The sequence below is a fragment of the Tsukamurella sp. II2bb genome, from assembly GCF_057815145.1.
The window spans coordinates 398,436-421,211 of record NZ_JBYPZI010000003.1 but is presented as its reverse complement, the minus strand read 5'-3'; the positions used below and the strand labels follow the sequence as shown (position 1 = coordinate 421,211).

Sequence of the window (22,776 nt, the reverse complement as noted above, 5' to 3'; positions counted from 1 at the left end):
AGCCGACTCTCCGCGTGCCGGAATCAGCATCGGATCTGGTGTCCGCACTCGACCGGGAGGGCGTCGTCGAATTACCCGGATTGGTGTCGCAAGAATGGATCGAGGAGTCACGAAAACGACTTTCGGACAATCTCCAGGAATTCGGTAGCCGGGATTTCACCATTGTCGATCCCGATGTCCGGACGCACGCGCCGGCCGCGGCGCTCGTCACCGACCCGGCCCTCATCGACCTGGTGCGCCGCGTCGCGGAACAACGCTGGCCGGGTGCGACCGGTGACGGGCGGCGCCTGCCCAGCTTCCTCCGGGTGCTCGCGGGGCCGGACCGGCGGGAGACCCCCGGGCTGCTGCACTACGACGCCTACGTCCTGACGATCGTCATCCCCATCGAACTGCCGGAGCCTGGGCCCGCGGACGACGAGCCCCTCGGCGAACTGATCGTGCTGCCCAACCACCGCCCGTTCCGCCGGACGGTGGCGCGGCACGCCGTCGACAAGCTCCTGACGCACAATCAGCGCTACCGCCGGTGGGTCACCGCTCGTGCCCTGGCGCGCCGCGAGGAGTCGATCGTCGACATGACCCCGGGCAACGGCTACGCGTTCTGGGGTTACCGCGCCTTCCACGGCAACCTGCCCTGCGCGCCCGACCGGCTGCGCGCGACCCTGATCGTGCACTACGGCGACCCGCACGCGGACAGCGCGGGCATCCGGTTCGCGCGCCGACTCAGCCCGGCACGGCGCGGACTGAGCCGCCTCCGGCCGGGCTGAGCCCGGCGCGTCTCACCCCACCAGTAGGGACCGCAGCGAGAAGGCCGCCTGTTTCGGGCTCCCGTCGTACCGGAACAGCCCGAAGTTGGCGTCGATGACCGTCGGATCGGGGCTCAGGTCGCGCGTGTTGAAGACGACGAAGACACCGACCCAGCTCAACTGCTGCGTCCGTTGGATCGCATCCACGATGATCTGCGCCTGCTGCTGCTCCGGCACCGCCACCGCGCTGGTGCCGGTGGGCTGTCCGTACTCGGTGATCCACATCTTCTTGGCCGCGTCGCCGTTGGCCTGCATCACCTGATAGCCGTTGACCAAGATCCCCGAACCGTTCCCGGTGATCGGCTGGGGGAAGGTGTAGGGGTGCACGCCCACCGCGTCGAAGTAGGGCTTGCCGCCCGCCGCGTAGAGATCGCGCAGGAAGGTCACGTCCGGCGTCCCGTCCGGCGAACTCGACGTGCCCCCGGTCACCACGGGCTGCTGCGCTCCCGCCGCGCGGATCCCCTGGTACGCCGCCTTGAGCAGCGGGAAATAGGTCGCGGCCGTCGGGGGCTGCAGGTAGTGCGGCAGATTCGGCTCGTTCCACACCTCGAAGGCGCTGGCCTGCGCCGCGTACCGCTGCGCCGTGGCCCGCGCGAACGTCCCGAAGGTCTGGGGATCGGCGGGCGGATTACCCGTCCCCACGGGATTCGCTCCCGGCGCCTGCGCCCACACCGGCGCGGGCCCGTACAGGACCAGCAGGACCATCAGCCCCGAGTTGCGCGCGCCGGCGACAGCGGCGTCGACCCGGCTCCAGTCGTAGGCCGTCGCAGAGTAGGGCTGGACCAGGTTCCACGGGACCGGGATCCTGGTCAGCTTGCCGCCCACCGCGGCGGTCTTGTTCGCCTCGTCGTAGGCGTTGCAACCGGGTTGGAGCGTGCAGACGGTGGCCACCCCCACGGGGATCCAGACGGCCGCACGGGCGGGGAGCGCGGTGACGGACATACTCGAGATCGCGAGGATCACGGTGGCCAGGAGTCGAGCGATGATCATTGTCATTCCTCCGAGGTTGAGCTTGAGCGTACCGCTGCCGTTACTTCGCGAAGTTCTTGATCCACGGGTAGATCCGGTCGGCGAAGACCTCGTGCGCGGCGTCCGTGGGGTGGATGCCGTCCGTGCCGATGAACTCCTTGCGGCGCTTGTCCAGATCGGGGAACCAACGGTCGGCGACGGGGTCGAAGACCTCCGCCGGACAGCCCTTCGCCGCGTTCTTCAGTGCCGCGGCGTTGTCGGCGACCGCGACGACGCCGGCCGCCGAACTCGGCCACGCCGGGGTCACCAGGAGGATCTTGATCGCGCGCGCGGTCGATTTCGCCGCGGCGCACAGGCTTTGCACCGCCTTCGTCAGATCGCCCTTGGCGTTGATGTCGTTGGAACCGCCGAAGACGACGAGCGCCACCGTATCGGCGTCGACGACCGCCTTCTCGCTATCGCCGAAGGTGTGCCCGCCCTCGCCGCGCGCGAGATAGCCCTGCCCGCCGTAGGCGGACACGGCGAGGTCGATCGACGCACCGTCCTGCTGCAGCCGTGCCCGGGCGCGGGACACCCAGTTGGCCTCCCCCTGTCCACCGAACTGGGTTCCCGCCGTGAAACTGTCACCGACGATGGCCACCCGTGTACCCGCCCACGCGGGCACCGAGGACACCGGCACCGACGACACCGGATCGACGTACTCCGCCGCGCATCCGCTCGACGCTGTCAGCATCAGTGCGACCAGGGCCGCTCGCGCGAGTTTCGACACGCTCCACATACGAGGATTCCTCTCCTTCGCCGGACCCGGCCGGGTCCGGCATATGCCGGGTGATGGCCAGCGCCATCAGCGCCAGCACGACTACTTCGGTGACGATCGGCGCCCACGCGACCGACCGGAGATCTGCGGTGGTCCCGGCGGCGAAGAGCACCGCCAGCCCGACCAGGTTGCCGGTGACGATGGCGACGGTCGCACGTTGCGGCCGGCCGAGGGCGAGCAGTTTGACGTTGAGCCCCTGGCTGTTGGCGCTCAGCCCCGCGGCGACGATGCACGCCGCCACCAGCACCGTCGCGTCGTGGTACTGCGGGCCAGCCAGGGCCGTCACGACCAGCGCGGCGGGCCAGCATGCCGCCACGATCACGACGAGGTAGGCCGCGCAGCCGAGGATGATCGCGCGGAAGATCCGGTGGAACGCCGCCGGATCGTTGCGGCGGCGCGCGAGCTCCGGCACGAGCACCTGGGTCAGCGACACGGTGACCAGCGTGATGGGCCCGGTCACCCGGGCCGCCAGGGCGTAGGGCGCGGTCATCGCCGCCCCGCCCGCAGCACCCAGGACGGGGACCTGCAGCTGGCTGATCATCGCCGCGCCGGTGTACCCGAGATACCCGGTCCAGCCCGGGCCGAAGACCTCGCGCCGGCCGACCCCCGGCGCCCGCTCGGAACGCCGGCGGGGCACGAGCACACCGAGGGCGACGGGGATCGTCAGCGCGCACCCGAGCACGGCGAAGGAGACGCTGCCCGCGACCAGGACGCCGGTGGCCGCGACGAGCAGCGGGACGATCCGGTGGACGAGGATCAGCAGGTTGCCGGCGAGGTCGCGGCCCACCGCGACCAGGTGCGCCTGGGCGTAGTTCAGCACCGTGTCGCCCCAGGCGAAGACGACGCCCGCGGCCACCACCGTCGACACCGTGAGGGCGCCGAGGACCGCGACGCCGAAGACGGTGCACACCACGGCGGTGTGCACCCGGTACAGCGCCGCCGCCGTTCCGGGCCGCTCGGCGGGCGCCCGCAGGACCCTCGTCGGGGCGCCGAAGCCCACCGCGGCGCCGCCGATCAACCCGACGGCGTAGGCGGTCATGAAGACGCCGAGCGAGCGCGGATCGGTGCCCCGCGCCAGGAGGATGAGGCACGCTCCGAGCGCGACGGAACTCACCACTCGCGCGGTGACCCGCCCGATCGCCGAGTTGAGCACGCTCCGCCGGGGAGGTGCCGAGTGTCGTCCCACGTCAGCGCCGAACCACCGACTTGCGCAACGCGCGGTACGTCGGCGAGAGCCGGATCCGGAAGATCGGCACCGACGCCAGATGCATGCCCGTGCACATCAGGGCGGCAGCCTTGAGGGCCGGCGTGTTCGCGTGCGCCATCCGCACCTCGTGGCTCTCGGAGACGAACTCGCGCCACAGGTTGGCGGACTTCGAGACCTCGTGGAAGCGCAGGGCCCCGATGACGTGCTCGAGCACGACCTGGCGCGGCTCGGCGTCTGCCATGCGCAGCTGCAGCTCCAGGTCCATCATCGTGTTCAGCCGGGCGTCGAAGCCGCCCACCCGCCGCAGGAAGTCCGACCGCATCGCGATCGACCCCGAGAACGCGGCGCAGCCCCTGCTCACCATGTACCCCCGGGTCAGGGCGTGGCCGGCGTAGTCGTCGACCACGTCGCCCTCGGCGCGCAGGATCTGGTTCGCCCCCACGACGAGGTCCACCTCGGGCCGGGCGACGATCGCCGCGCGCACCGCGTCGAGTGCGCCGTCGACGAGGACGTCGTCGGCGTTGAGCCAGACGCACCAGTCCCCCTGTGCCCGGGCGAGACAGCGGTTGAGCGCGTCGCTCTGCCCGCCGTCCTTCTCGTGCACGACGCGGACCCGGGGGTCGGATGCCGCCCACGCCGCGAAGACCTCCGCGGACCCGTCGTTCGAGTTCGCGTCCTGGACCACGAGCTCGTCGTGGGGCCCCAACTGCGAGACGGCGCTGCGCACCGCCTCCTCGAGGTACCGCCCCGGGTTGTAGGCGGGCATGAGCACCGAGATCGTCGGTGCCTGCGTTCCGTTGTCGCTCATCGTCGTCTTCCTTCCGTGTGCGCCGCGTCGATCCGGACGGGATCGACGTCGCGGGCGGCGACCTCTCCCGCTCGGACCACGGCGTTGACTCCGACGGTGACACCGGAGAGGACTGTGGCACCGAGGGCGATCCAGGCACCGTCGCCGATCACGACGGGGCGGTCGACCTCGGGGAAATCGGGGCGCCGCGGGTCGTGGCTCGCCGCGCACAGCACCGCACCCTGGGATACGCAGACGTGCGAGCCGATCCGGACCGGCGCCTTGTCGATGATCCAGACCCCCTCCCCGATCCAGCTGTGATCGCCGATCTCGAGGAACCAGGGCAGCTCGATACGGACCCGGTGGCGCACGATGCATCCCGCGCCGACGGTGGCGCCGAACGCGCGGAGCACCGCGATGCGCGCACGGTTGGGGAACCACCAGCGCATGAGGACCGTGCCCTGCACCGCGAGCCAGAGGCACCGCACCGCGACCGAACGGCCCCGGTCGATCCCGGCTCCGTCGAAGGTGGACAGATCGCGGAAGACGGCGGGCGCCGCCGTGTCCGTGTCGCGCGCGCTCATCGGCGCCGCCTCCGCTTCCCGCGGAGCCGGACGCGCTCCGGGATCAGCAGTGCGAGTACCAGTCCGGCGATCAGGCCGCCGCCGGTGTAGATCCCGAAGGTCAGCGGGTCGAACCTCGGTACCGTCGTGACACCGCTCGCCGCGGGCTGCAGGATCACCAGGCCGACCGAGGGCGGTCCCGACCTGATCGGCTTCTCGACCAGCGTCGCCGTGGCGACCAGCTGGTCCGCCAGGGCCTGCGCCTTCGCCGCCGCGACCGAGGGATCGTTCGCGGTCGCGGAGACGTCGAGCAGGACCGTGTCCGGCGGGTTGGAGACGGTGATCGCCGACTTCATGTCCGATGCGGTGGTCTGCGTGGTCACCCGTTTGGCGGCCTGCCGCAGCACGTCCTGGCTGGTGGCCAGCGCGGCGTAGGTCCGCACCCGGGACTTCGCGGCGAGGTCGCCCTGGCTCGCGGTCGCCACGTCCTGCGCGGACGTGGCCACGAAGAGCCTGGCGGTGGCCCGGTAGGACTGCCCGCCGGTGAGCGCGAGCCCAGCCGCGACCGCCGCGCCGATCACGGCACAGAGCAGGATCAGTGCGATCCTGCGACGGACGAGGTTGATGATCATGTCCATGGGTCTCCCGGTGTGGTGGCCGCCACGGTCGTGGCGGGGGATGAGATTCGTTCGGTGACGGGGTCGGAGCGCTCCGGTACCGGCGGGGCGGGGCCCTCGGCCGCCTCGGGCTCCGCGGCCGCATCGGGCGCGTCGGGCGGGTCCGTGGCCTCGGGCGCTCCGCCGACGAGCAGGGGCAGGACGGCGACGAACGGTGCGATACCGAGGAAGTACGGGACGAACAGCGATTCCAGGGTGCCGATCCCCAGCAGTGTGCAGACGTACAGGCCGATGGCCGCGCGGTCGTCGGCGTCGCTGCGCCACATCTTCAGCGCGAGCGCGGCGACCATCACCGCGACGCCCCAGAGCCCGACCGACACCGTCGTGTCGAGCCAGATGTTGTGCGGGGAGTAGTTCGCGTCCTCCACGGACGTGAGCCCGAACTTCTCCCACGCCGTGGGCCCGGACCCGAAGACGGGGCGGTCCGCGACGAACTCCTTGGCCCGGTTCCAGAGCGTTCCGCGGAAGGTGAATGCCTCGTTCCCGTACACCATGACAGCGGGGACGAGGGACGTCGCGAGGCAGCAGACGAGCCCCGTCGCGAGCACGGCCATCCGGTTCCGGCGCGACCGGCACACCGCCAGCGCCAGGTATCCGGCGGTCGCGATGGCGACGCCGATGTACGCCGAGCGAGAACCCGCGAGTTCGCAGATCCCGACGACGCCGACGAGCGTGGCGCCCGCCCGCAGAAGTCCCGCCCGGTGCACCGCGAACGGCAGGAGCATCGCGACGTAGAGGCCCAGGATGTTGCCGTTCCCGGCGAAGGGCGAGGTCAGTACCTGCCCCGCGATTCCGCACTTGTCGGCGCGGCAATCGCCGATCACCGCCGGGTTGACCAGTACGGCCGCGAGCACCGACGTGGCCACCCAGGCGAGCGCGATCCGGCAGCCCACCGTGATCGCCTGCGCCGGCACCCGTTCCGCGGCCATCACCGCGCCCGACAAGAGCAGTGCCGCCATCACCCAGCGGATGATGTCGCTGGAGTTCTTCGGCGCCAGCACGACCGACAGCAGCGTGAGCACACTGACGCTCGCGATCAGGAGGGTCGCCCGGTCGGGATGCGCCCGCGGCGAGTTCAGGTTCCGCACCAGCATCAGGAAGCCCGCCGCCATCGCGGGGCCGTACCAGATCACCGGGTAGTACGACGGCGCGACGCCGCCGAAGAGCAGCGGCCCGAACAGGAAGGTCCAGGACGCCGGCCAGGCGGTGAGCAGCACCGTCGCCACCGCCGCCCGGCGCTGCGCGCCGGGCGGGAGCCGGAGGGTCGACCCCGGGAGCAGAGCGCCCACGAGGAGGAACGCGGCCGCGGCCGCGAGAAGCAGGACCACGCTCAGTCGACCGCCTCGGAGGCCGAGTCCGACGACGCGGTGCCCGCCGGGCGCACCGGGGTGTCCAGATCCGTGCGGCTCATCCACTTCGCATCGCCGAGTTCCTTGACGAAGCGTGCCGGATTGCCCGCGTAGATGCCCTCCTTACCGCCGGTGTCACCGCGCATCAGGACTCCCCCGGCCGCGAGCACCGAGCGGGGCGGCACGTGCGCGTCCTTGAGGACCAGCGCCCGGGTCGCGGTCAGCCCGTACTCACCGATCGAGATCCGGCCGATGCTGGGCTCGTTGCGGCGCAGGTCGATCTCGTGCGACTGCAGGATCGACTGGACCCCGCCGATCGCGCCCATGCGGTGGATCCGGATCTCACCCGAGCAGTCCAGGTAGTGCCGGCTCGTCACGCCCGACTCCGGATCGAGGATGAGCTTGCCCGCCCACGGATGGCTCGACTGGAAGTCGGGATGAGCGGTGATGGAGTTGAGATTCCCGAAGAAGCAGCCCCCGCCGATCCGCACCTCCGACAGGTTGCGGAAGGTGTTGAGGGAGCCGACCCGGGCCTTGTCCCCGATGCGGAACGGGCCGCAGGCGATCACCAGGTTCGGGCCCACCGTCACGTCGGGGTGGATCTCGTTGCCCAGGGCGTTGAGCACGCGGGTCTTGAGCCGCGAGCCCGGCAGCAGCCACACGAACAGGGCCGCGAGCCCCGAGCGGTCCTCGCGGTTACGCAGTACGAATGCCACGGTGTGTCCTCCTTGTTCGGACGATCGGAAGTATCAGTGCCCAGGCGATGACGACCCCGGCGACGGCGGACTGCAGCACGACCAGGGACAGCGGCGGCGCGTCCGAACGGTCGGGGGGCACCGCGGCGGCCGCGACGGTGGCACGGACGTCCACCTCCCGCTCCCGCTCCTCGATCACCTGGGCGAGCGCCTCCGCGACGGAGTTCGCCAGCGCCGCGGCGATCACCGCGGACGAGTCGGTCGCGCTGATCGTCAGCACCGCGGTCTTCTTCGCCGCGGTGCCGGTGTGGATGCGCCGGGCCAGCTCGTCGGGAGAGACCCCCAGGTGCTTGTCGGCCACCACGCGGGTGAGGAAGCTCTTCGAGTGCACGATCGCCTCGTATTCGGGGAGCCGCCACACGCCGTACGAGCTCTGGTACACCGAGCTGGGGTCGGAGGTGATGTCGCTCGCGGACGTCGCGACGTACGCGGTGGCCTCGTACTGCCACTGGCCGAGACGATCGGCTCCCGCTCCGGCCAGCGCGCCCAGGAGCGCGCCGAGGACGACGACGATGCACGTCACGGTGCGCCTGCCCGTCATGAGAGCGCTCCCGCACCGTGCGGCACGCGCGCCCGGGCCCGGTCGTAGACCGTCTCCAGACGCGCGGCGATCGCCGCCATGCCGAACCGCTCGCGGGCCAGAGCCGCGCCCCTGCGCCCCATCTCCGCGGCCGCGGCGGGGTCCTCGAGCAGGCGCGCGATCGCGCCGCGCAGCGCCTCCCGCGAGGCGTCCACGACGATGCCGCAGCCACCGTCGGACACCACGCCCGCGAGGCCGCAGCTGTCGGTGACGACCACGGGGCGCCCGACGGCCATGGCTTCGAGCACCGACATCGGGTAGGGCTCGTCGACCGACGGCAGGACGTAGACGGCCGCGCGAGCGATGCGGTCGGAGACCGCGTCCGGGTCGATCGCGCCCTCGACCCGCACGGCCGTTCCGGCCGCGGCCGCGACCGCGGCCCCCCGGCCCGCATCGGGGCCGGCGACGGTGAAGACGGCCCGGGTGCCGCCCGACACCAACTCGCGCGCCACGTCCACGAAGAGATCCGGCCGTTTGCGCTCGTGCAGTCTCGCGAGGAAGAGCACCTCGGGGGCGGGACCGGCAGGGGCGGCGACGATACCGGGCTCGGGAACGCCGTTCGGCAGCTCCGTCATCGCCAGTTCGCCCGGGATGGCGGCCGACAGGTCGGCACGTTCGGTCCCGGTCAGGTACAGCACGGCACCCGCCGCGCGGAGCGCGGGACCGGTGAGAGCGCGGTCGAGCGGCGCGGCGAGCGGATTGCCGCTGCGGTCGATCATGCCGTGCGTCTGCGCCACGGTCGGCAGGCCCAGCAGCTGTGCTGCGCGGAGCGCGGGCAGGGTCACCAGGTCCCGCGCGAGATGCACGTGCACCACGTCGAGGTCGGCGCGCAGGCCCACGAGCAGGCGGAGGACCCCGGGCGCCGTGAGGCCCGCGAAGCCTGCTCCCGGAAGCACCCGTCGGGCGGGGTACACCCGGGCCGGCACGCCGTCGAACTGCGTGGGGCGCACCGCGTATCCGTCCGCTCCGCCGGCGATGAGCACCTCGTGGCCGCGCTCGCGCAGGGCCCGGCATTGGTTGACGGCGACCCGGGTCGGGCCGCCGTAGGCGCCGTCCGGACTGAACAGGGTCGCGATCTGCAGGATCCTCATCCGGCCCACCGTTCGCCGGACAGGGCGCGCGCGAGCGCCTTCTCGACCATGGTCGGGTCGTGGACCGCGGCGTCGAAGTGCACCGTGGCCTGGACCTGCGAACCCACCTGCGAGAGGACGACGGCGAGGGCGCCGCGGTCGGTGAGTGGGGCACCGACCGCGCAGATGCGCTCGGCGGGCTCGGCGTCCCAGCCGATCCGCGCCGCGGTCGCGGCCCGGGTCAGATTGGAGACCGAAAGGGAGGGGCCGCTCGCCGCGGGCGCATCGGTGCGGCGGGTGACCGCCGACTGCACGAGGGACAGGGCGAGCTTGACCGGGACCTCCACCGAGCGCACGAGAGCGTCGAACCGAGTCGCGAAATCGGACGGCGGACGCACCGGCACCGTCACGACTGCGGTGAGGTTGCCCGCCGCGTCGCGGTCACCGGCGACGCGGCCCCGCAGGCTGACGACGATGTGCACGTCGTCGAGCCCCGGATGCAGCGTCGACATCTCCTCGGCGACCGCCCGCGCGAGGAGCGCGCTCACCGAAGCGGGAGTACTCGCGCGGCGGCGCGCGCGCGTCAGGGCCCCGAGGTAGTCGTCATCCGACCGCACGAACACCGAGTACGACGACGCGACCTCGCCCTCGAGGACGTGCACCGCGGCGGCGGGGTCCGGGCGGCGCAGGCGCTCGCCGAGGAGCCGCTGCACGGCGCGCAGGGTCGCCTTCGGCTCGTCGGCCAGCTGGCGGGCGACGATGCGGGAGACGGGCCTGCGCAATCCGAAAGTCGGTGCGGGATCGACGAAGCCGGTGGCGGTCGGGCCGCCGGCCTGGGACAGCGCCGCCACGATCTCGAAGATGAGACCCATGTCTCCGACCCCGTGGTCGATCCGGACGAGGAGGTGCCGGTCCACGATGCCGACCTGGATCGGGGGCGTCACCGGGCGGGCGTGCAGGCGCCGCACCGCGGCCCCGATGTCGCTCCGGTCGAAGTCCGGGTCGTCGATCACCCACGACTCGTCCGGTTCGACCCTCCGCCACCGGGTGCTGCCGCGGTCCGGCAGAAGGCCGACGCGGTAGTCCGGCCCGCACCGGAACATCGCGCGCAGCCGCGGCAGGAGCATCTCCGCGCTCCCCCGGACCGGCCCGACCACGCAGATGATGGGGCCGCCGGCGAACCGGCGGTCGAGCTCGCCGACCCGGATGATCTCGGACGTCTCAGACATGGGCGGTGCTCCGGCTCCGGGCCACCGACCGGCACACCCGCTCGTACTCGTCGATCGCGTGGGCGGCGCCGAGCCGCTGCTCGGCGAACTCCCGCCCCGCGGCGCCGTGCGCCGCGGCGCGGTCGGGATCGGCGGCCATCGCCAGGCACGCCTCGACCAGTGCCTCGGGATCGGCGGGCGGGACGACGGTGCCGGCGCCCGCGGCACGGATCTCGCTCGCCGTGGTGCCGCCGGGATCGGTCGCCGCGACGACGGGCCGGCCGCTGGCGAAGTAGGAGGTGAGCTTGCTCGGGACCGCCATCTCCGCCACGCCCGGGCGCTCGTTGACGAGGAGGACGTCGGCGGCGCGCAGGGCGCGCAGGAAGTCCTTCGAGGGCAGCGGGTCCCGGAACTCGATCGCGCCGACGCCGGCGGCGGCCGCGACGAGCCGCTCGTGCTGATTGCCGCCACCGACGAGGCAGAACCGCAGCGGCAGGCCGCGCGCGTCCGCGAGCCGGGCGGCGTCGACGACGTTTTCCAGGCCCTGCTTCAGGCCCATGTTCCCGGTGTGGAGGACGACCACCTCATCGGCGCCCCAGCCGAGGCCGGTACGGATGTCCGCGACGTCGATCGGTTCGATCTCGGGCACGTGAGTCCAGTTGCGGATGGTGCTGATCCGCTGCGGGGGCACACCGAGGGCGGCCACGGACGCGGCGAAGCGGTCGTGGATCACCACGACCCGCGACGCCGCGGTGAGGATCGCGCTCTCGATCCGGGTGAGCGCACCGGCGGCCGCACCGAGCGCCGCCGTCTCGCCGGCCCCCTTGCCGTACAGGTCCTGGACCACGACGACGCTGGGGACGCGGCGCAGTCGCGCCGCCGCGACCACCGCCCCGGCCGCCAGCAGGGACGGGCTCACGGTGAGCACCACGTCCGGCTCGGCCCAGCGGCGCGCTGCCGCCAGCCGACCGAAACTGAGCTCCATCCGCAGCCTCGTCCGCATGCTGTGCCCGCGCGGGACGTAGTGGCCCAGGCGCCGCACCGATGCGCCCCCGGCCTGTTCGACGGGACGTCCCCGGTACCCGGGCACCTCGCGCCAGCCCGGGTAGTGCGGCAGCCCCGCGAGGACCTCGACCCGGTGGCCGCGGGCCGCGAGGCCCTCGGCGATCGCGGTCGTGTACGGGGCGATGCCGGTGACCTCGGGGGCGAAGTTCAACCCGACGATGGTGATCCGCATGGTCAGGCCCGCACCAGATCCCGGTTCGCCACGTACCACGCGACCGTCTCGTCGATGCCGCGCTGCAGCCCGATGGTGCTCTTCCACCCCAGCGCCGCCAGCGAGCCGACGTCGAGGAGCTTGCGCGGCGTACCGTCCGGCTTGGACGAGTCCCACCGGGTCTGGCCCGTGTACCCCGTGGCCCGCGCGACCATCCCCGCGATCTCCGCGATGGTGTGGTCGACTCCGGTGCCGACGTTGACCTGGGCGGCACCGTCGTAGTGCGCCAGCAGGTGCAGGCACGCGGAGGCCATGTCGTCGACGTGCAACAGCTCCCGGCGCGGGGTCCCGGTGCCCCAGTTCACGACCTCGGTCGCCCGGTCCTCGACCGCCGCGCGGTAGCGGCGGATGAGTGCGGGGAGCAGGTGACTGCCCTGGGGGTCGAAGTTGTCGCCCGGGCCGTAGAGGTTCGTCGGCATGGCCGAGATCCAGGGCAGGCCGTACTCGCGCCGCACCGCCTGCACGCCGATGATGCCGGCGATCTTGGCGATGGCGTAGGCGTCGTTGGTCGGCTCCAGCACGCCGGTGAGGAGGGAGTCCTCGCGAATGGGCTGCTCCGCGAACTTCGGGTAGATGCACGACGATCCGAGGAACAGCAGGCGGGGCACCCGGGCCGCCAGCGCACCGTCCATGACGTTGGTCTGGATCCGCAGGTTGTCGGACAGGAACTCCACCGGCTCGGCGTTGTTCGCCGCGATCCCGCCCACACGGGCGGCGGCGAGGATCACCGTCGCCGGACGCGCGTCCGCCAGGAAGTCCATCGTCGCCGTGCGGTCCCGCAGGTCCAGTTCCGCACTGGTGTAGCCGATCACGTTGGTGTGGCCGGCGCGGATGAGGGCCCGCACGATCGACGAGCCCACGAGTCCGCGGTGTCCCGCGACGTAGACGAGCGCGTCGCGGTCGAGGGGGCCGGGAACGAAGTCGTCGATCACGCGCTCGCTCCCGACGCGACGGGGGTGTCGATCCACGGCCGCCCGGCGCACTCGAGCGCCGCGATGTCGGCGTCCACCATGATCCGCGCGAGTTCCAGCGCGTGCACCTGGGCCTTCCAGTCGAGCAGCTCCGCGGCGCGCGAGGCGTCGCCGATCAGCGCGTCCACCTCGGTCGGCCGCAGGTAGCGCTCGTCGAAGCGCACGTGCTTCTCCCAATCCAGGCCGGCGTGCTCGAAGGCCGTCTCCAGGAACTCGCGGACCGTGCACTTGACGCCCGTCGCGAGGACGAAGTCGTTCGGCTCGTCCACCTGCAGCATCCGCCACATGCCCTCGACGTACTCCGGCGCGTAGCCCCAGTCGCGGATCGCGTCGAGGTTGCCCATGTACAGGTGGTCCTCGAGGCCCGCCTTGATCCGCGCCACCGCGCGGGTGATCTTGCGGGTCACGAAGGTCTCACCGCGGCGCGGGGACTCGTGGTTGAACAGGATCCCGTTGACCGCGAACATGTCGTAGGCCTCGCGGTAGTTGCGGGTCATCCAGTAGGAGTAGACCTTCGCCGCACCGTACGGGGACCGCGGGTAGAAGACCGTCTCCTCGTTCTGCGGGGGCGGGGTGGCGCCGAACATCTCGGAGGTGGACGCCTGGTAGTAGCGGCAGTCGATCTTCGACATGCGCACGGCCTCGAGCAGCCGCGTGGCACCGATCCCCGTGGTGTCACCGGTGTGCTCGGGCTCGTCGAAGCTCACCCGCACGTGCGACTGCGCGGCGAGGTTGTAGACCTCGGCCGGGGCGACCTCCGACAGGAGCGTCACCAGGCGCGCACCGTCGCTGAGGTCGCCGTAGTGCAGGAACAGGCGGGCGTCCTCCTGGTGCGAGTCCTTGTAGAGGTGGTCGATGCGCGAGGTGTTGAACGTCGAGGCACGACGGATGATCCCGTGCACCTCGTAGCCCTTCGCGAGCAGCAGTTCGGCCAGGTACGAGCCGTCCTGACCCGTGATGCCGGTGATGAGTGCTGTCTTTGCCATGGGGTTCCTAACTCGTCGAGCGGGGAGGGAGGTGTGCGGAGGGCGTGGTCAGTACGCGCCGTGGTGGTCGCGGACGGCGCGGAAGGTGCGCCAGAGGATCTGGAGGTCGGAGGCGAGCGACCAGTTCTCGACGTAGGACAGATCGAGGTGGACGGTCTCCTCCCAGGACAGGTCGCTGCGTCCCGAGACCTGCCACAGACCGGTCATGCCGGGCCGCACGAGCATGCGTTTGGTGGTCATCGCGTCGTAGGCGGCGACCTCCGAGAGCAGCGGCGGCCGGGGGCCGACCAGGCTCATCGTGCCGCCGACGACGTTGAACAGCTGCGGCAGCTCGTCGATGCTGTAGCGCCGCAGGAACTTCCCCACCTTGGTCACCCGAGGGTCGTCGCGCATCTTGAACAGCACGCCCGCGGCCTCGTTCCGGTCCGCGAGCTCGGCCAGCATCCGGTCCGCGTCGACCACCATGGTGCGGAACTTCCACATGCCGAAGGGCTTGTCGGCCAGTCCCATCCGCTCCGCCCGGTAGAAGACCGGGCCACCGTCGCCCAGCTTGACGGCGAGCGCCACCGCGAGCAGTACCGGAGCGAACGCCACCAGCAGCGCCGTCCCCACCACGAGATCGAAGGACCGCTTCATCGCGGTCGTCGCGCGCAGATACCGCGGGCGCTCGATGTGCAGCAGGGGCAGCCCCGCGTCCGAGCGGAAGCTGATCCGCGGACCGGCCACGGCCAGCATGCCCGGGGCCACCATGAGGTCGATCTGCAACTCGTCGAGCTTCCAGGTGAGCTCGCGCATCGCGGCCACCTCGAGCGCGTCGATCGCGGTCAGCGCGACGGCGCTCTCCTCTCGTCCCCGCAGCGCGGCGAGGCCGGTCTCGAGGTCGGGGAAGACGACGGGCAGGTCGTCGCGGCACGGCGTGCGGTCCGCCGCATCGGAGAGGACCACGCCCTCCACGCGGTATCCGCGGTCGGGGTTCGCGCGCACGGAGGCGAGGAACCTCCGCACGGACGTGGTGTCCCCGAGGACGAGGAGGGACGTCGTGAGGCGGCCCGAGCGGCGCTCGGCCCACACCCGGCGCCGCCAGAAGGTCCGGGACGCGAGCAGGCCGGCGACCCCTAGACCGAAGGCGAGGGCCCAGTAGCCGCGCGCGAAGACGAAGTTGGTGACCATGCCCACGAGCGCCAGGCAGCCGACCAGGCCGAGGCTGCCGGTCAGCACGCTGTTGTACTCGGCGACCGCGGAGCCGATGACCCGCTCGTCGTCCGCCTGCGACAGGTGCAGCGCCACCTTCCACAGCACGATGAGGCCCACCGAGAAGACGACCAGGGGGATCGGGGTGTGCGCGAACTGGGTGAACAGATCTCCGCCGAAGCGCACGACCTGGGCGATGAGAACGGCCGCGGTGATGACCACGGTATCGGCGACCCGCACTCGCTGGACATGCCGGGCCCGCCCCGCGGCGGGACGCATGAGCACCGCGGCACCGGTCGCCGGCTTCGACGAGCCGGCACCGACGAGACGACGGATGACGACCACTTCCCACTCCCCCACTTCTCGAGGATCAAAAACATACGGACGAATGAACTCAGCGGTCGTATCTCAGATTGACTCACCAATGTTACAACGCGCCCTCACCGAATTCCCGACACGAGAAATCGGCCGGTTCAAGCGAATTGCGTTCCAGGCGAGGTGATTATGCGGACGCGGGTTGTGCACCCGATGCCAGTCGATGAGAATGCGATCCGAGACGATATTTTCGCTGCGGTAACAGTGGTAGAGTCGCCCGATTCGGACCTGCAAACAGCATCGATGTCCGTTTCGTTGCTCATATCGATGCAATCTCATTCTGCATCTGTTTGCAATTTCATATTGCTCGCCCTGCGTCTCCGACGGCACTCAATACGTGCGGGCCGCATTCATCGGCCATTCACCCGAATCAGTGAACATCCTTCATCGACTCGGACGAGAGCCATCGAACCGGTCGGCCACGAAGGGCCCCACGAATGTGATCAATTCGAGCACAACGGAGTGGACAGAGAGACAGGGAGCATCGCATTGTCCATGTGCGATACGCACGGCCTCACGGCCGGCGGACGGCACTCGGCGGTCGGCCGGACATGGCAGAACGCCCGGCCGGGGATACCCCGGCCGGGCGTCGTACCTTCTCGCGGCCCGTCCGGCCGCGCTCGTCGCGTGCGGCGGATCAGCCCGCGTCGCGGCGGGGGATGTCCACCGGGAGACCCGTCCGGGCGGACTCGGCGACCGCCTCGACCACCCGCAGCGTCGCCAGACCGTCGCGGGCCGAGCAGATCGGCTGCGCCTCGCCGCGGATCACCTGCGCGAAATGCGCGACCTGGGCGGCGAGCGGGTCCTCGCGCCGAGGCCGGTCGGTCACGGATTCGAGCGGCTCCCACCACGATCCGGAGCCGCCCGGGTAGGTCCGCAGCCGCATCGTCGGCACCGACAGCGATCCGGTCGTGCCCGCGATGTGGTAGCAGTCCTCGTCGTCGAAGGCGTCGTAGCTCAGGTTCTCCCGGGAGGTCTGCTCCCAGGACCGCGGGGACGCCGCCGCGTCGGAGACCAGGAACGTGCCCAGCGCGCCGCCGGCGAAGGTGAACACCACCGCTGCCGTGTCCTCGATCTCGAAGCCCCGCACGGCGCTCGAGGCCGTGGCCTGAACGCGCACGATGTCACCCGCGAGCGAGATGAGGTTGTTCACGTCGTGGCTCAGGTTCAGCAGGATCGGGCCGGAGCCCGCCTTCCGGCGCCACCCGCCGCCCTCGTCGAAGTAGTCGTCCGGCTTGCGGAAGAGCGCGGTCCCCGTCACGGCGACGATGCGGCCCAACGCGCCGCTGTGCACGATCTCGCGGGCACGGGCCATGATCGGCGAGTAGTTGCGGTGGTGCCCCGTGAGCACCGGCACCCCGGCCGCCTCCGCCGCGGCGACCACCTGCAGCCCGCCCTCGACGGTGTCGGCCAGCGGCTTCTCCACGATCACCGGCACTCCGGCCGCGATGCACTCCAGCGCGCCCTCGACGTGCAGCCGGTTCGGCGTCGCGAGGATCACCCCGTCCGGCCGGTCACCGTCGAACAGCTCCGCCAGCGAGCCGAACGCGGAGGCCCCGAACCGCTCGGCCGTCTCGGCGCCGGCCGGAGACGGGTCCACCACGGCGGCGAGCTCGACGCCTGGGCACGCCGCGACCTCCTCGATGTGCCGGCGCCCGATCAGCCCGGCACCGGCCACCGCGATCCGGACAGCCTCACTCATCGGCCGCCCCCGCCCGGCGCGCGAGCTCGGCGGCGACGAACCGGACGGCGAGCTCGTAGCCGAGCACGCCGAAGCCGGCCATGACGCCGACGGCGATGTCCGAGAGGTACGAGTGGTGCCGGAAGGCCTCACGCCGGTGGACGTTCGAGATGTGCAGCTCGACGAACGGGACCGCCGTGCCGGCGAACGCGTCCCGGATCGCGACGCTGGTGTGGGTGAACGCCCCGGGGTTGATGATCACGAACTCGGTGCCGTCGGTCCGCGCGAGGTGCAGCCGGTCGACGATCGCACCCTCGTGATTGCTCTGGAAGCACTCGACGGCGTGGCCGGCCTCCCGGCCCGCGGCGACCACGGACGCCTCGACGTCGGCCAGCGTCGCCGAGCCGTAGATCCCCGGCTCGCGCACGCCGAGCAGGTTCAGGTTGGGACCGTTGATGACGAGGATGGACACTGTTCTCTGCAGAGCTCCTTGCTTGGGTGGGATCGACCGGTCAGATGGCGGTGGGCGGGGAGAAGGTGCGGATCGCGGCCGCGGTGTCCGGGCGGATCCCGCGCCACCAATCGAAGGCCTCGGCGGCCTGCTCGACGAGCATGCCACCCCCGTCGATCAGCCTGGCGACGCCCGCACCGGCGGCCTGGCCGAGGAAGGGCGTACGGCCGCGGCCGTAGAACAGCTCGTAGGCCGCGCCGTCCGGGCGGAAGACCTCGGCGGGGAGCGGCAGCGCCTCATCGGACATGCTGGCGGAGGTGGCGTTGACGACGAGGTCGAAGCCGCCCATGTCCTCCAGGTCCGGGAAGCCGGCGGCGACGGCGGCCCCGCTGTCGACGGCGCGCACGAGGTCGACGGCCTTCGCGACGGTGCGGTTCGCGACCACGAGTTCGGTGGGCCCGGCGGCGAGGAAGGGCAGCATCGCGCCGCGGGCGGCCCCGCCTGCGCCGAGCATCAGCACCCGCCGGCCGGCCATCGGGAAGCCGTGGTTGACCTCGATGTCGCGCACCAGGCCGACACCGTCGAAGTTCTCGGCCCGGATCGTCCCGTCCACCCAGTGCAGCGCGTTGGCGGCGCCGGCCAGCGCGGCCGGGCCGCTGACCTCGTCGGCGAGCTCGAGCGCGGCGAGCTTGAAGGGTGCCGTGACGTTGACCCCGCGGCCGCCGGCGGCGAAGAAGGCGGTGACCGTCTCGGCGAAGGCGCCGCTCGGCTCGAGGGGTCCCTCGATCGCGGTGTACTCGATGTCCTGCCCGGTCTGCTCCGCGAACATCCGGTGGATCTGCGGCGACTTGCTGTGCCCGATCGGGTTGCCGATCACCGCGTACCGATCCGTCACGAGACGGGCCTGGTGTGCAGCACGCCGTCGGCGAGCAGGGCCTCGATCTCGTCCGGCGCGAAGCCGAGGTCGGCCGCGATGTCGGCGTTGTGCTGGCCGAGGTCCGGCGCGACGGTGGGCGTCGGGCGTTCGCAGTCCGAGAAGCGGAAGGGCAGGTCCGGCAGCCGCAGCGTGCCGAACCGGGGGTGCTCCTGGGTGAGCATCATGCCGCGCGCCTCGATCTGCGGGTCGGCGATCACCTCGTCGATCCGCTGCACCTTGGCGCCGGGGACGTCGACCCCGTCGAGCATCGCGAGCACCTCGGCGACGGTGCGGGACGCCACCCACGGACGGACCGCGGCGAGGATCTCCTCGCGGTGCGCGTTGCGGCCGGCGCCGGTGTGGAACCGGGCGTCGGCGCCGAATCCGGCCGGTCCGCCGTGCGCCTCGACCAGGTCGGCAAACCGGCGCCAGCTGTCGTCCATCTGCGCGGCGATGACCAGGTCGCCGTCGGCGGCGCGGAAGACGCCGTAGAGCGTGGAGCCCGGCATGTCGTGCCCGGTCGGCTCGGGCAGTTCCCCGGCGAGGGTGTAGTTCTGCACGGCGTACTCGTGCATCGAGAACAGCGTGTCGTAGAGCGCCATGTCGATGTGCTGGCCCCGGCCGCTGCGCTCGCGGCCCAGTAGCGCCGCGTTGATCGCCGCGACCGCGTGGATCCCGGTGTACATGTCGCCCAGCGAGACCCGCAGCAGCGGCGGCGGCTCCCCCGGAGTGCCGATCATCGACATGATGCCGCTCTTCGCCTCGGCGATGAGCCCGAAGCCCGCGCGGTGCGCGTCCGGGCCGGTGTGCCCGTACGCCGAGATCGAGCAGTACACCAGGCCCGGGTTCCGCGCGGAGAGTTCCTCGTAGCCCAGGCCGAGCTTGGTCAGCGCGCCCGGGCGGTAGTTCTCGACGAAGACATCGGCGGAGTCGCACAGCTTGGCCATGAACGCGCGGCCGCGCGGGTCCCGCAGGTCCACGCTGACGCCGCGCTTGCCCATGTTGAGCTGCAGGAAGTAGCCGCTCTGCTGGTCGTCGAGGAGGGTGGGGTGGTGCCGGCCGGCGTCGCCGGCACCGGGGCGTTCCACCTTGATCACGTCGGCGCCCATCGCCGCGAGGCAGCGGCCCACGTAGGGGCCGGCGAGGAAGTGGCTGTAGTCGACGACGCGGATGCCCTCGAGCGGTCGTGCCTGCATCAGTACGTCCCCTCCCGCCGCGGGATCATCAGCCGGTGCTCGCCGAGCTGGACGACCTCGTCGGCCTCGTTGCGCAGCTCGCTCGGCAGCACGACGATGCCCCACCCCGGACGGCTCTTACTCAGCCGCAGCGTGCCGACGCGGAACCGCACGTGAAGGAGGTCGTCGACGCGGATCGGCAGCCGGAAGTCCCAGGTCCACCCCAGCGACATGCCTGGCACGAACCGGTAGTCGGAGCGGGTCTTGAGTCCGTCCGCGATCGACAGGCCGAAGAGCCCGTGCGCCACGATGCCGCCGAAGTGGCTGGCGTTCGCGTACTCCTCGTCGACGTGCACCGGGGTGTGGTCCCCGGTCAGGTCCGCGTACGCGAGGATCCGCTCCTTCGTGACCCGGTAGGTGGGGCTGATGCACTCGTCGCCCTCGCGGGCGTCGTCCCAGTACTTCTCGATGATGCCTGTCATGCTTCCTTCCTTGCGTCCACCGCGAGCGCCTGCGCGACGGCCTCGGCCGGCCGCGCCTGCATGAGTTCGAGCACCAGTCCGTCGGGCAGCTGCAGCCAGTTCTCCCCGCGGGGCAGCGACTGCACTCCCCTGGAGCGGCAGGCGGCGATCGCCGCGTCCAGGTCGGCGCACATGAGTCCGAGGTGCGCGAGGCGCCCGTCGGCACCGTCGTGCTCGGGGTCGCTGATCAGCTGGATGCCGCCCAGCGTCCAGTACTGGCGCGGATCGTCGACGTCGCCGTCGACCTCGCGCATCGTCAGGCCGAAGACATCGGCGAAGAACGTGATGTGCCAGCGGATGTCACGCACCGTGATGGCGACGTGCTCCAGGTAGGCCGAAGGTCCCGTTGTCATCTTCTAGGCTCCTTTTCTCTCGGTGAGGCTCTGGTCCTGGCGGTCCCGGGTGGCCCGCTCGATCCCCTTGACGCACGCGACGAGGGTCTCGTTGACCGGGGTCGGCACGCCGCGCTCCGCGCCGGCGCGCACGACCGCGCCGTTGATCACGTCGATCTCCGTCCGCCGCCCGCCCCGCACGCTCTGCAGCATCGAGGTGAGGAAGTCGGGCGAGAGCCCGGCCGCGGCGAGGTCCCAGGCGTCCTCGGCGCGCGCGAGGCTGAGCTCGATCCCGGCCGCGCGGGCCACGGCCATCGCCTCGGCGATCGCAGCGAGCCCGGTGCGCCGGAGGTCGGGCTCGCTGTAGAGCTGCCCGTAGGTCAGGCCGGTGATCGCGGTGATCGCGCCGGTCCCCACGTTGACCAGCAGCTTGTCCCAGATGGTGGCGCGGATGTCGTCGACGGTGCGGGTGCGCAGCCCGGCCGTGGTGAAGCAGTCGGCGACCCGGCGGGCGTTCGCGCCGACGGGCCCGTCGAGCTCCCCGATGACGGTCTCCTTGCCCTCGATGTCGGCCCGTACCCGCCCGGGGGCCGGGGTCACGCCGCCGACGTAGGTCTTTCCGGCGAGCAGGCGGTCCGCGCCGACGATCGACGCCAGCGTCTCCTCGTTCCCGACGCCGTTCTGCAGCGACATCACCAGCGTCCGCGGCCCCACGACCGGCAGCGCTGCGGTCATCGCGGCGGCGGTGTCGAAGGACTTGACCAGCACGATCACCAGGTCGACCGGCCCGGCCTCGGCGGGGTCCGCCGTCGCGCGGACGGGTACGACGGTGACCCGCCCCGCCTCCTCGAGCACGAGTCCCGAGGCGCGCAGCGCCGCCGCCCGCTCCGCGGACCGCGAGACGAGCCAGGTCTCGTTCCCGGCCCGCGACAACGCGGCGCCGAACGCACATCCCAGTGCGCCCGCACCCACGATCGCGATCTTCACTTCGCCTCCTGTAGTCGATCGGAACTCTCTCGGCATCACGCTAGGAATCCGTCCGAGGTCATGTCAATGAACTCTTGAGTCTCATTGAAATTTTCAATAACCCCTCGCATACTCGGAGTCGTGGACCCCTCCGAACTGCCCGATCCCAAGCTGCTGCGGCTCTTCGATCTCCTCTACGACCTGCGGAGCGTGACCCGGGTCGCCGAGGAACTGGGCCAGAGCCAACCGACCGTGAGCATCGGGCTCGGGCGCCTGCGACACCTGCTCGGCGACCAGCTGTTCGTCAAGACCGCCGACGGCATGGCTCCCACGCCGCGTGCCGACGCCCTCATCGGGCCGAGTCGCGACGTCCTCGAGTCCCTGCGGCGGCTCACCGCGAGCGAGGCCACGTGGAGCCCGCGGACCGCGCGGCGCGTCTTCCGGGTCTGCATGACCGACGCCAGCCACATCACCCTGCTCCCCCGCCTCCTGGCGACGATCCGGACCGAGGCGCCGGGCGTGCGCCTGGCCGCCGCGCAGATCGACGGCAACACCGCTCGCGTCCTCCAGTCCGGCGAGGCCGACCTCGCGATCGGCCACGCGCCATGGCTCGGCAGCGGGGTCGCGGGCGAGGACCTGTACCCCCAGGACTGGGTCTGCCTCGCCAACCTCCATCACCCGCGGCTGAAGGGCGAGCTGCCGATCGCCCGCTACCAGGCGGAGGGGCACGTCTCCGTGGCGTCCGGCACGGGCGCCGAACTCCTCCGGCAGGGCCTGGCCGCCGCGCGGGTGACGCCCCGCGTCGTCCTCGAACTGCCCGGCTTCCTGGGACTCGGGCCCATCATTGCGACGACGGACCTGCTCGTGACCCTGCCCCGGCACATCGGGGAGACCCTGGCGCACAACTACCGCCTCGCGACCTACGCATGCCCGGTCCCCGTCGAAGGATTCATGGTCCGCCAGCACTGGCATCCCCGATACGCCGACGACCCGGCCAACCGTTGGCTGCGCGCGCGGATCATGAGCCTGTTCGGGCACGCGCCGCAGAACGGTTGAGCCGGGCCACGCGCCGGGGGGGGGGGGGGGGAGAGGGGGGGGGGGGGGGGGGGGGGGGGGGGGGGTAGTTCTAGGGGGCTCCTTGAAGAGGCTC

The 22,776-nt window shown here is 71.6% G+C and carries 24 protein-coding genes; 2 read left to right on the top strand and 22 right to left on the bottom strand.

Features of this window, described 5'->3' with window-relative positions:
• The first annotated feature begins 38 nt into the window (after positions 1-38).
• Entirely contained in the window at positions 39-764 is a 726-nt protein-coding gene (locus tag AC21LY_RS10460) for a hypothetical protein (RefSeq protein ID WP_489046394.1), read from the top strand.
• A gap of 12 nt (positions 765-776) precedes the next feature.
• Here AC21LY_RS10460 and AC21LY_RS10455 read toward each other — a convergent pair whose 3' ends face one another.
• From AC21LY_RS10455 to AC21LY_RS10350, 22 genes are all read right to left on the bottom strand, one after another.
• The gene (locus AC21LY_RS10455; protein ID WP_489046393.1) at positions 777-1,793 is read right to left on the bottom strand and encodes a cellulase family glycosylhydrolase; all 1,017 of its coding nucleotides are present in this window, start codon (positions 1,791-1,793) and stop codon (positions 777-779) included.
• Between the two features lie 40 nt (positions 1,794-1,833).
• On the bottom strand, positions 1,834-2,412 hold the full coding sequence (locus AC21LY_RS10450) for an SGNH/GDSL hydrolase family protein (protein ID WP_489046392.1): 579 nt from the start codon (positions 2,410-2,412) through the stop codon (positions 1,834-1,836).
• A complete protein-coding gene (locus AC21LY_RS10445) occupies positions 2,396-3,775 on the bottom strand; it encodes a lipopolysaccharide biosynthesis protein (protein ID WP_489046391.1) in 1,380 nt (459 codons plus the stop codon). Before AC21LY_RS10445 ends, AC21LY_RS10450 begins: the two co-directional genes overlap by 17 nt.
• A 1-nt stretch (position 3,776) precedes the next feature.
• Entirely contained in the window at positions 3,777-4,604 is an 828-nt protein-coding gene (locus tag AC21LY_RS10440) for a glycosyltransferase (protein WP_489046390.1), read from the bottom strand.
• Positions 4,601-5,167 (bottom strand): LbetaH domain-containing protein, encoded by a 567-nt coding sequence (locus AC21LY_RS10435; RefSeq protein ID WP_489046389.1) that lies wholly within the window; start codon positions 5,165-5,167, stop codon positions 4,601-4,603. The genes AC21LY_RS10440 and AC21LY_RS10435 overlap by 4 nt, the downstream gene beginning before the upstream one ends.
• A complete protein-coding gene (locus AC21LY_RS10430; protein WP_489046388.1) occupies positions 5,164-5,784 on the bottom strand; it encodes a Wzz/FepE/Etk N-terminal domain-containing protein in 621 nt (206 codons plus the stop codon). The genes AC21LY_RS10435 and AC21LY_RS10430 overlap by 4 nt, the downstream gene beginning before the upstream one ends.
• Positions 5,775-7,151: an O-antigen ligase family protein gene (locus tag AC21LY_RS10425; RefSeq protein ID WP_489046387.1), complete on the bottom strand. Its 1,377-nt coding sequence runs from the start codon at positions 7,149-7,151 to the stop codon at positions 5,775-5,777. Before AC21LY_RS10425 ends, AC21LY_RS10430 begins: the two co-directional genes overlap by 10 nt.
• A gap of 2 nt (positions 7,152-7,153) precedes the next feature.
• Complete coding sequence (locus AC21LY_RS10420; protein WP_489046386.1) at positions 7,154-7,888, bottom strand: acyltransferase; 735 nt, start codon at positions 7,886-7,888, stop codon at positions 7,154-7,156.
• Positions 7,869-8,468, bottom strand: coding sequence for a YveK family protein (locus AC21LY_RS10415; protein ID WP_489046385.1), 600 nt, complete (start codon positions 8,466-8,468; stop codon positions 7,869-7,871). The genes AC21LY_RS10420 and AC21LY_RS10415 overlap by 20 nt, the downstream gene beginning before the upstream one ends.
• The gene (locus AC21LY_RS10410) at positions 8,465-9,598 is read right to left on the bottom strand and encodes a glycosyltransferase (RefSeq protein ID WP_489046384.1); all 1,134 of its coding nucleotides are present in this window, start codon (positions 9,596-9,598) and stop codon (positions 8,465-8,467) included. The genes AC21LY_RS10415 and AC21LY_RS10410 overlap by 4 nt, the downstream gene beginning before the upstream one ends.
• On the bottom strand, positions 9,595-10,806 hold the full coding sequence (locus tag AC21LY_RS10405; RefSeq protein ID WP_489046383.1) for a hypothetical protein: 1,212 nt from the start codon (positions 10,804-10,806) through the stop codon (positions 9,595-9,597). The genes AC21LY_RS10410 and AC21LY_RS10405 overlap by 4 nt, the downstream gene beginning before the upstream one ends.
• Positions 10,799-12,022 carry a glycosyltransferase family 4 protein gene (locus AC21LY_RS10400; RefSeq protein ID WP_489046382.1) on the bottom strand — a complete coding sequence of 408 codons (1,224 nt, stop codon included), beginning with the start codon at positions 12,020-12,022 and terminating at the stop codon, positions 10,799-10,801. Before AC21LY_RS10400 ends, AC21LY_RS10405 begins: the two co-directional genes overlap by 8 nt.
• Positions 12,023-12,024: 2 nt before the next feature.
• Positions 12,025-12,990 (bottom strand): GDP-L-fucose synthase family protein, encoded by a 966-nt coding sequence (locus AC21LY_RS10395; RefSeq protein ID WP_489046454.1) that lies wholly within the window; start codon positions 12,988-12,990, stop codon positions 12,025-12,027.
• Positions 12,990-14,018, bottom strand: a complete 1,029-nt coding sequence (gene gmd / locus AC21LY_RS10390; RefSeq protein ID WP_489046381.1) for a GDP-mannose 4,6-dehydratase — start codon at positions 14,016-14,018, stop codon at positions 12,990-12,992. Before gmd ends, AC21LY_RS10395 begins: the two co-directional genes overlap by 1 nt.
• Before the next feature lie 48 nt (positions 14,019-14,066).
• Positions 14,067-15,569, bottom strand: a complete 1,503-nt coding sequence (locus AC21LY_RS10385; protein ID WP_489046380.1) for a sugar transferase — start codon at positions 15,567-15,569, stop codon at positions 14,067-14,069.
• 652 nt (positions 15,570-16,221) lie between these two features.
• The gene (locus AC21LY_RS10380) at positions 16,222-17,286 is read right to left on the bottom strand and encodes a Gfo/Idh/MocA family protein (protein WP_489046379.1); all 1,065 of its coding nucleotides are present in this window, start codon (positions 17,284-17,286) and stop codon (positions 16,222-16,224) included.
• Positions 17,279-17,737, bottom strand: a complete 459-nt coding sequence (gene aroQ, locus AC21LY_RS10375; protein WP_489046378.1) for a type II 3-dehydroquinate dehydratase — start codon at positions 17,735-17,737, stop codon at positions 17,279-17,281. The genes AC21LY_RS10380 and aroQ overlap by 8 nt, the downstream gene beginning before the upstream one ends.
• A gap of 40 nt (positions 17,738-17,777) precedes the next feature.
• A complete protein-coding gene (gene aroE / locus AC21LY_RS10370; RefSeq protein WP_489046377.1) occupies positions 17,778-18,611 on the bottom strand; it encodes a shikimate dehydrogenase in 834 nt (277 codons plus the stop codon).
• Positions 18,608-19,828, bottom strand: a complete 1,221-nt coding sequence (locus tag AC21LY_RS10365; RefSeq protein WP_489046376.1) for a CaiB/BaiF CoA transferase family protein — start codon at positions 19,826-19,828, stop codon at positions 18,608-18,610. Before AC21LY_RS10365 ends, aroE begins: the two co-directional genes overlap by 4 nt.
• Positions 19,828-20,289: a MaoC family dehydratase gene (locus tag AC21LY_RS10360; RefSeq protein ID WP_489046375.1), complete on the bottom strand. Its 462-nt coding sequence runs from the start codon at positions 20,287-20,289 to the stop codon at positions 19,828-19,830. The genes AC21LY_RS10365 and AC21LY_RS10360 overlap by 1 nt, the downstream gene beginning before the upstream one ends.
• A complete protein-coding gene (locus AC21LY_RS10355; RefSeq protein WP_489046374.1) occupies positions 20,286-20,681 on the bottom strand; it encodes a VOC family protein in 396 nt (131 codons plus the stop codon). The genes AC21LY_RS10360 and AC21LY_RS10355 overlap by 4 nt, the downstream gene beginning before the upstream one ends.
• Before the next feature lie 3 nt (positions 20,682-20,684).
• Positions 20,685-21,647: a ketopantoate reductase family protein gene (locus tag AC21LY_RS10350; RefSeq protein ID WP_489046373.1), complete on the bottom strand. Its 963-nt coding sequence runs from the start codon at positions 21,645-21,647 to the stop codon at positions 20,685-20,687.
• A gap of 120 nt (positions 21,648-21,767) precedes the next feature.
• On the opposite strand from AC21LY_RS10350, the gene AC21LY_RS10345 reads away from it, so the two are divergent.
• The gene (locus tag AC21LY_RS10345; RefSeq protein WP_489046372.1) at positions 21,768-22,682 is read left to right on the top strand and encodes a LysR family transcriptional regulator; all 915 of its coding nucleotides are present in this window, start codon (positions 21,768-21,770) and stop codon (positions 22,680-22,682) included.
• Positions 22,683-22,776 lie beyond the last annotated feature (94 nt).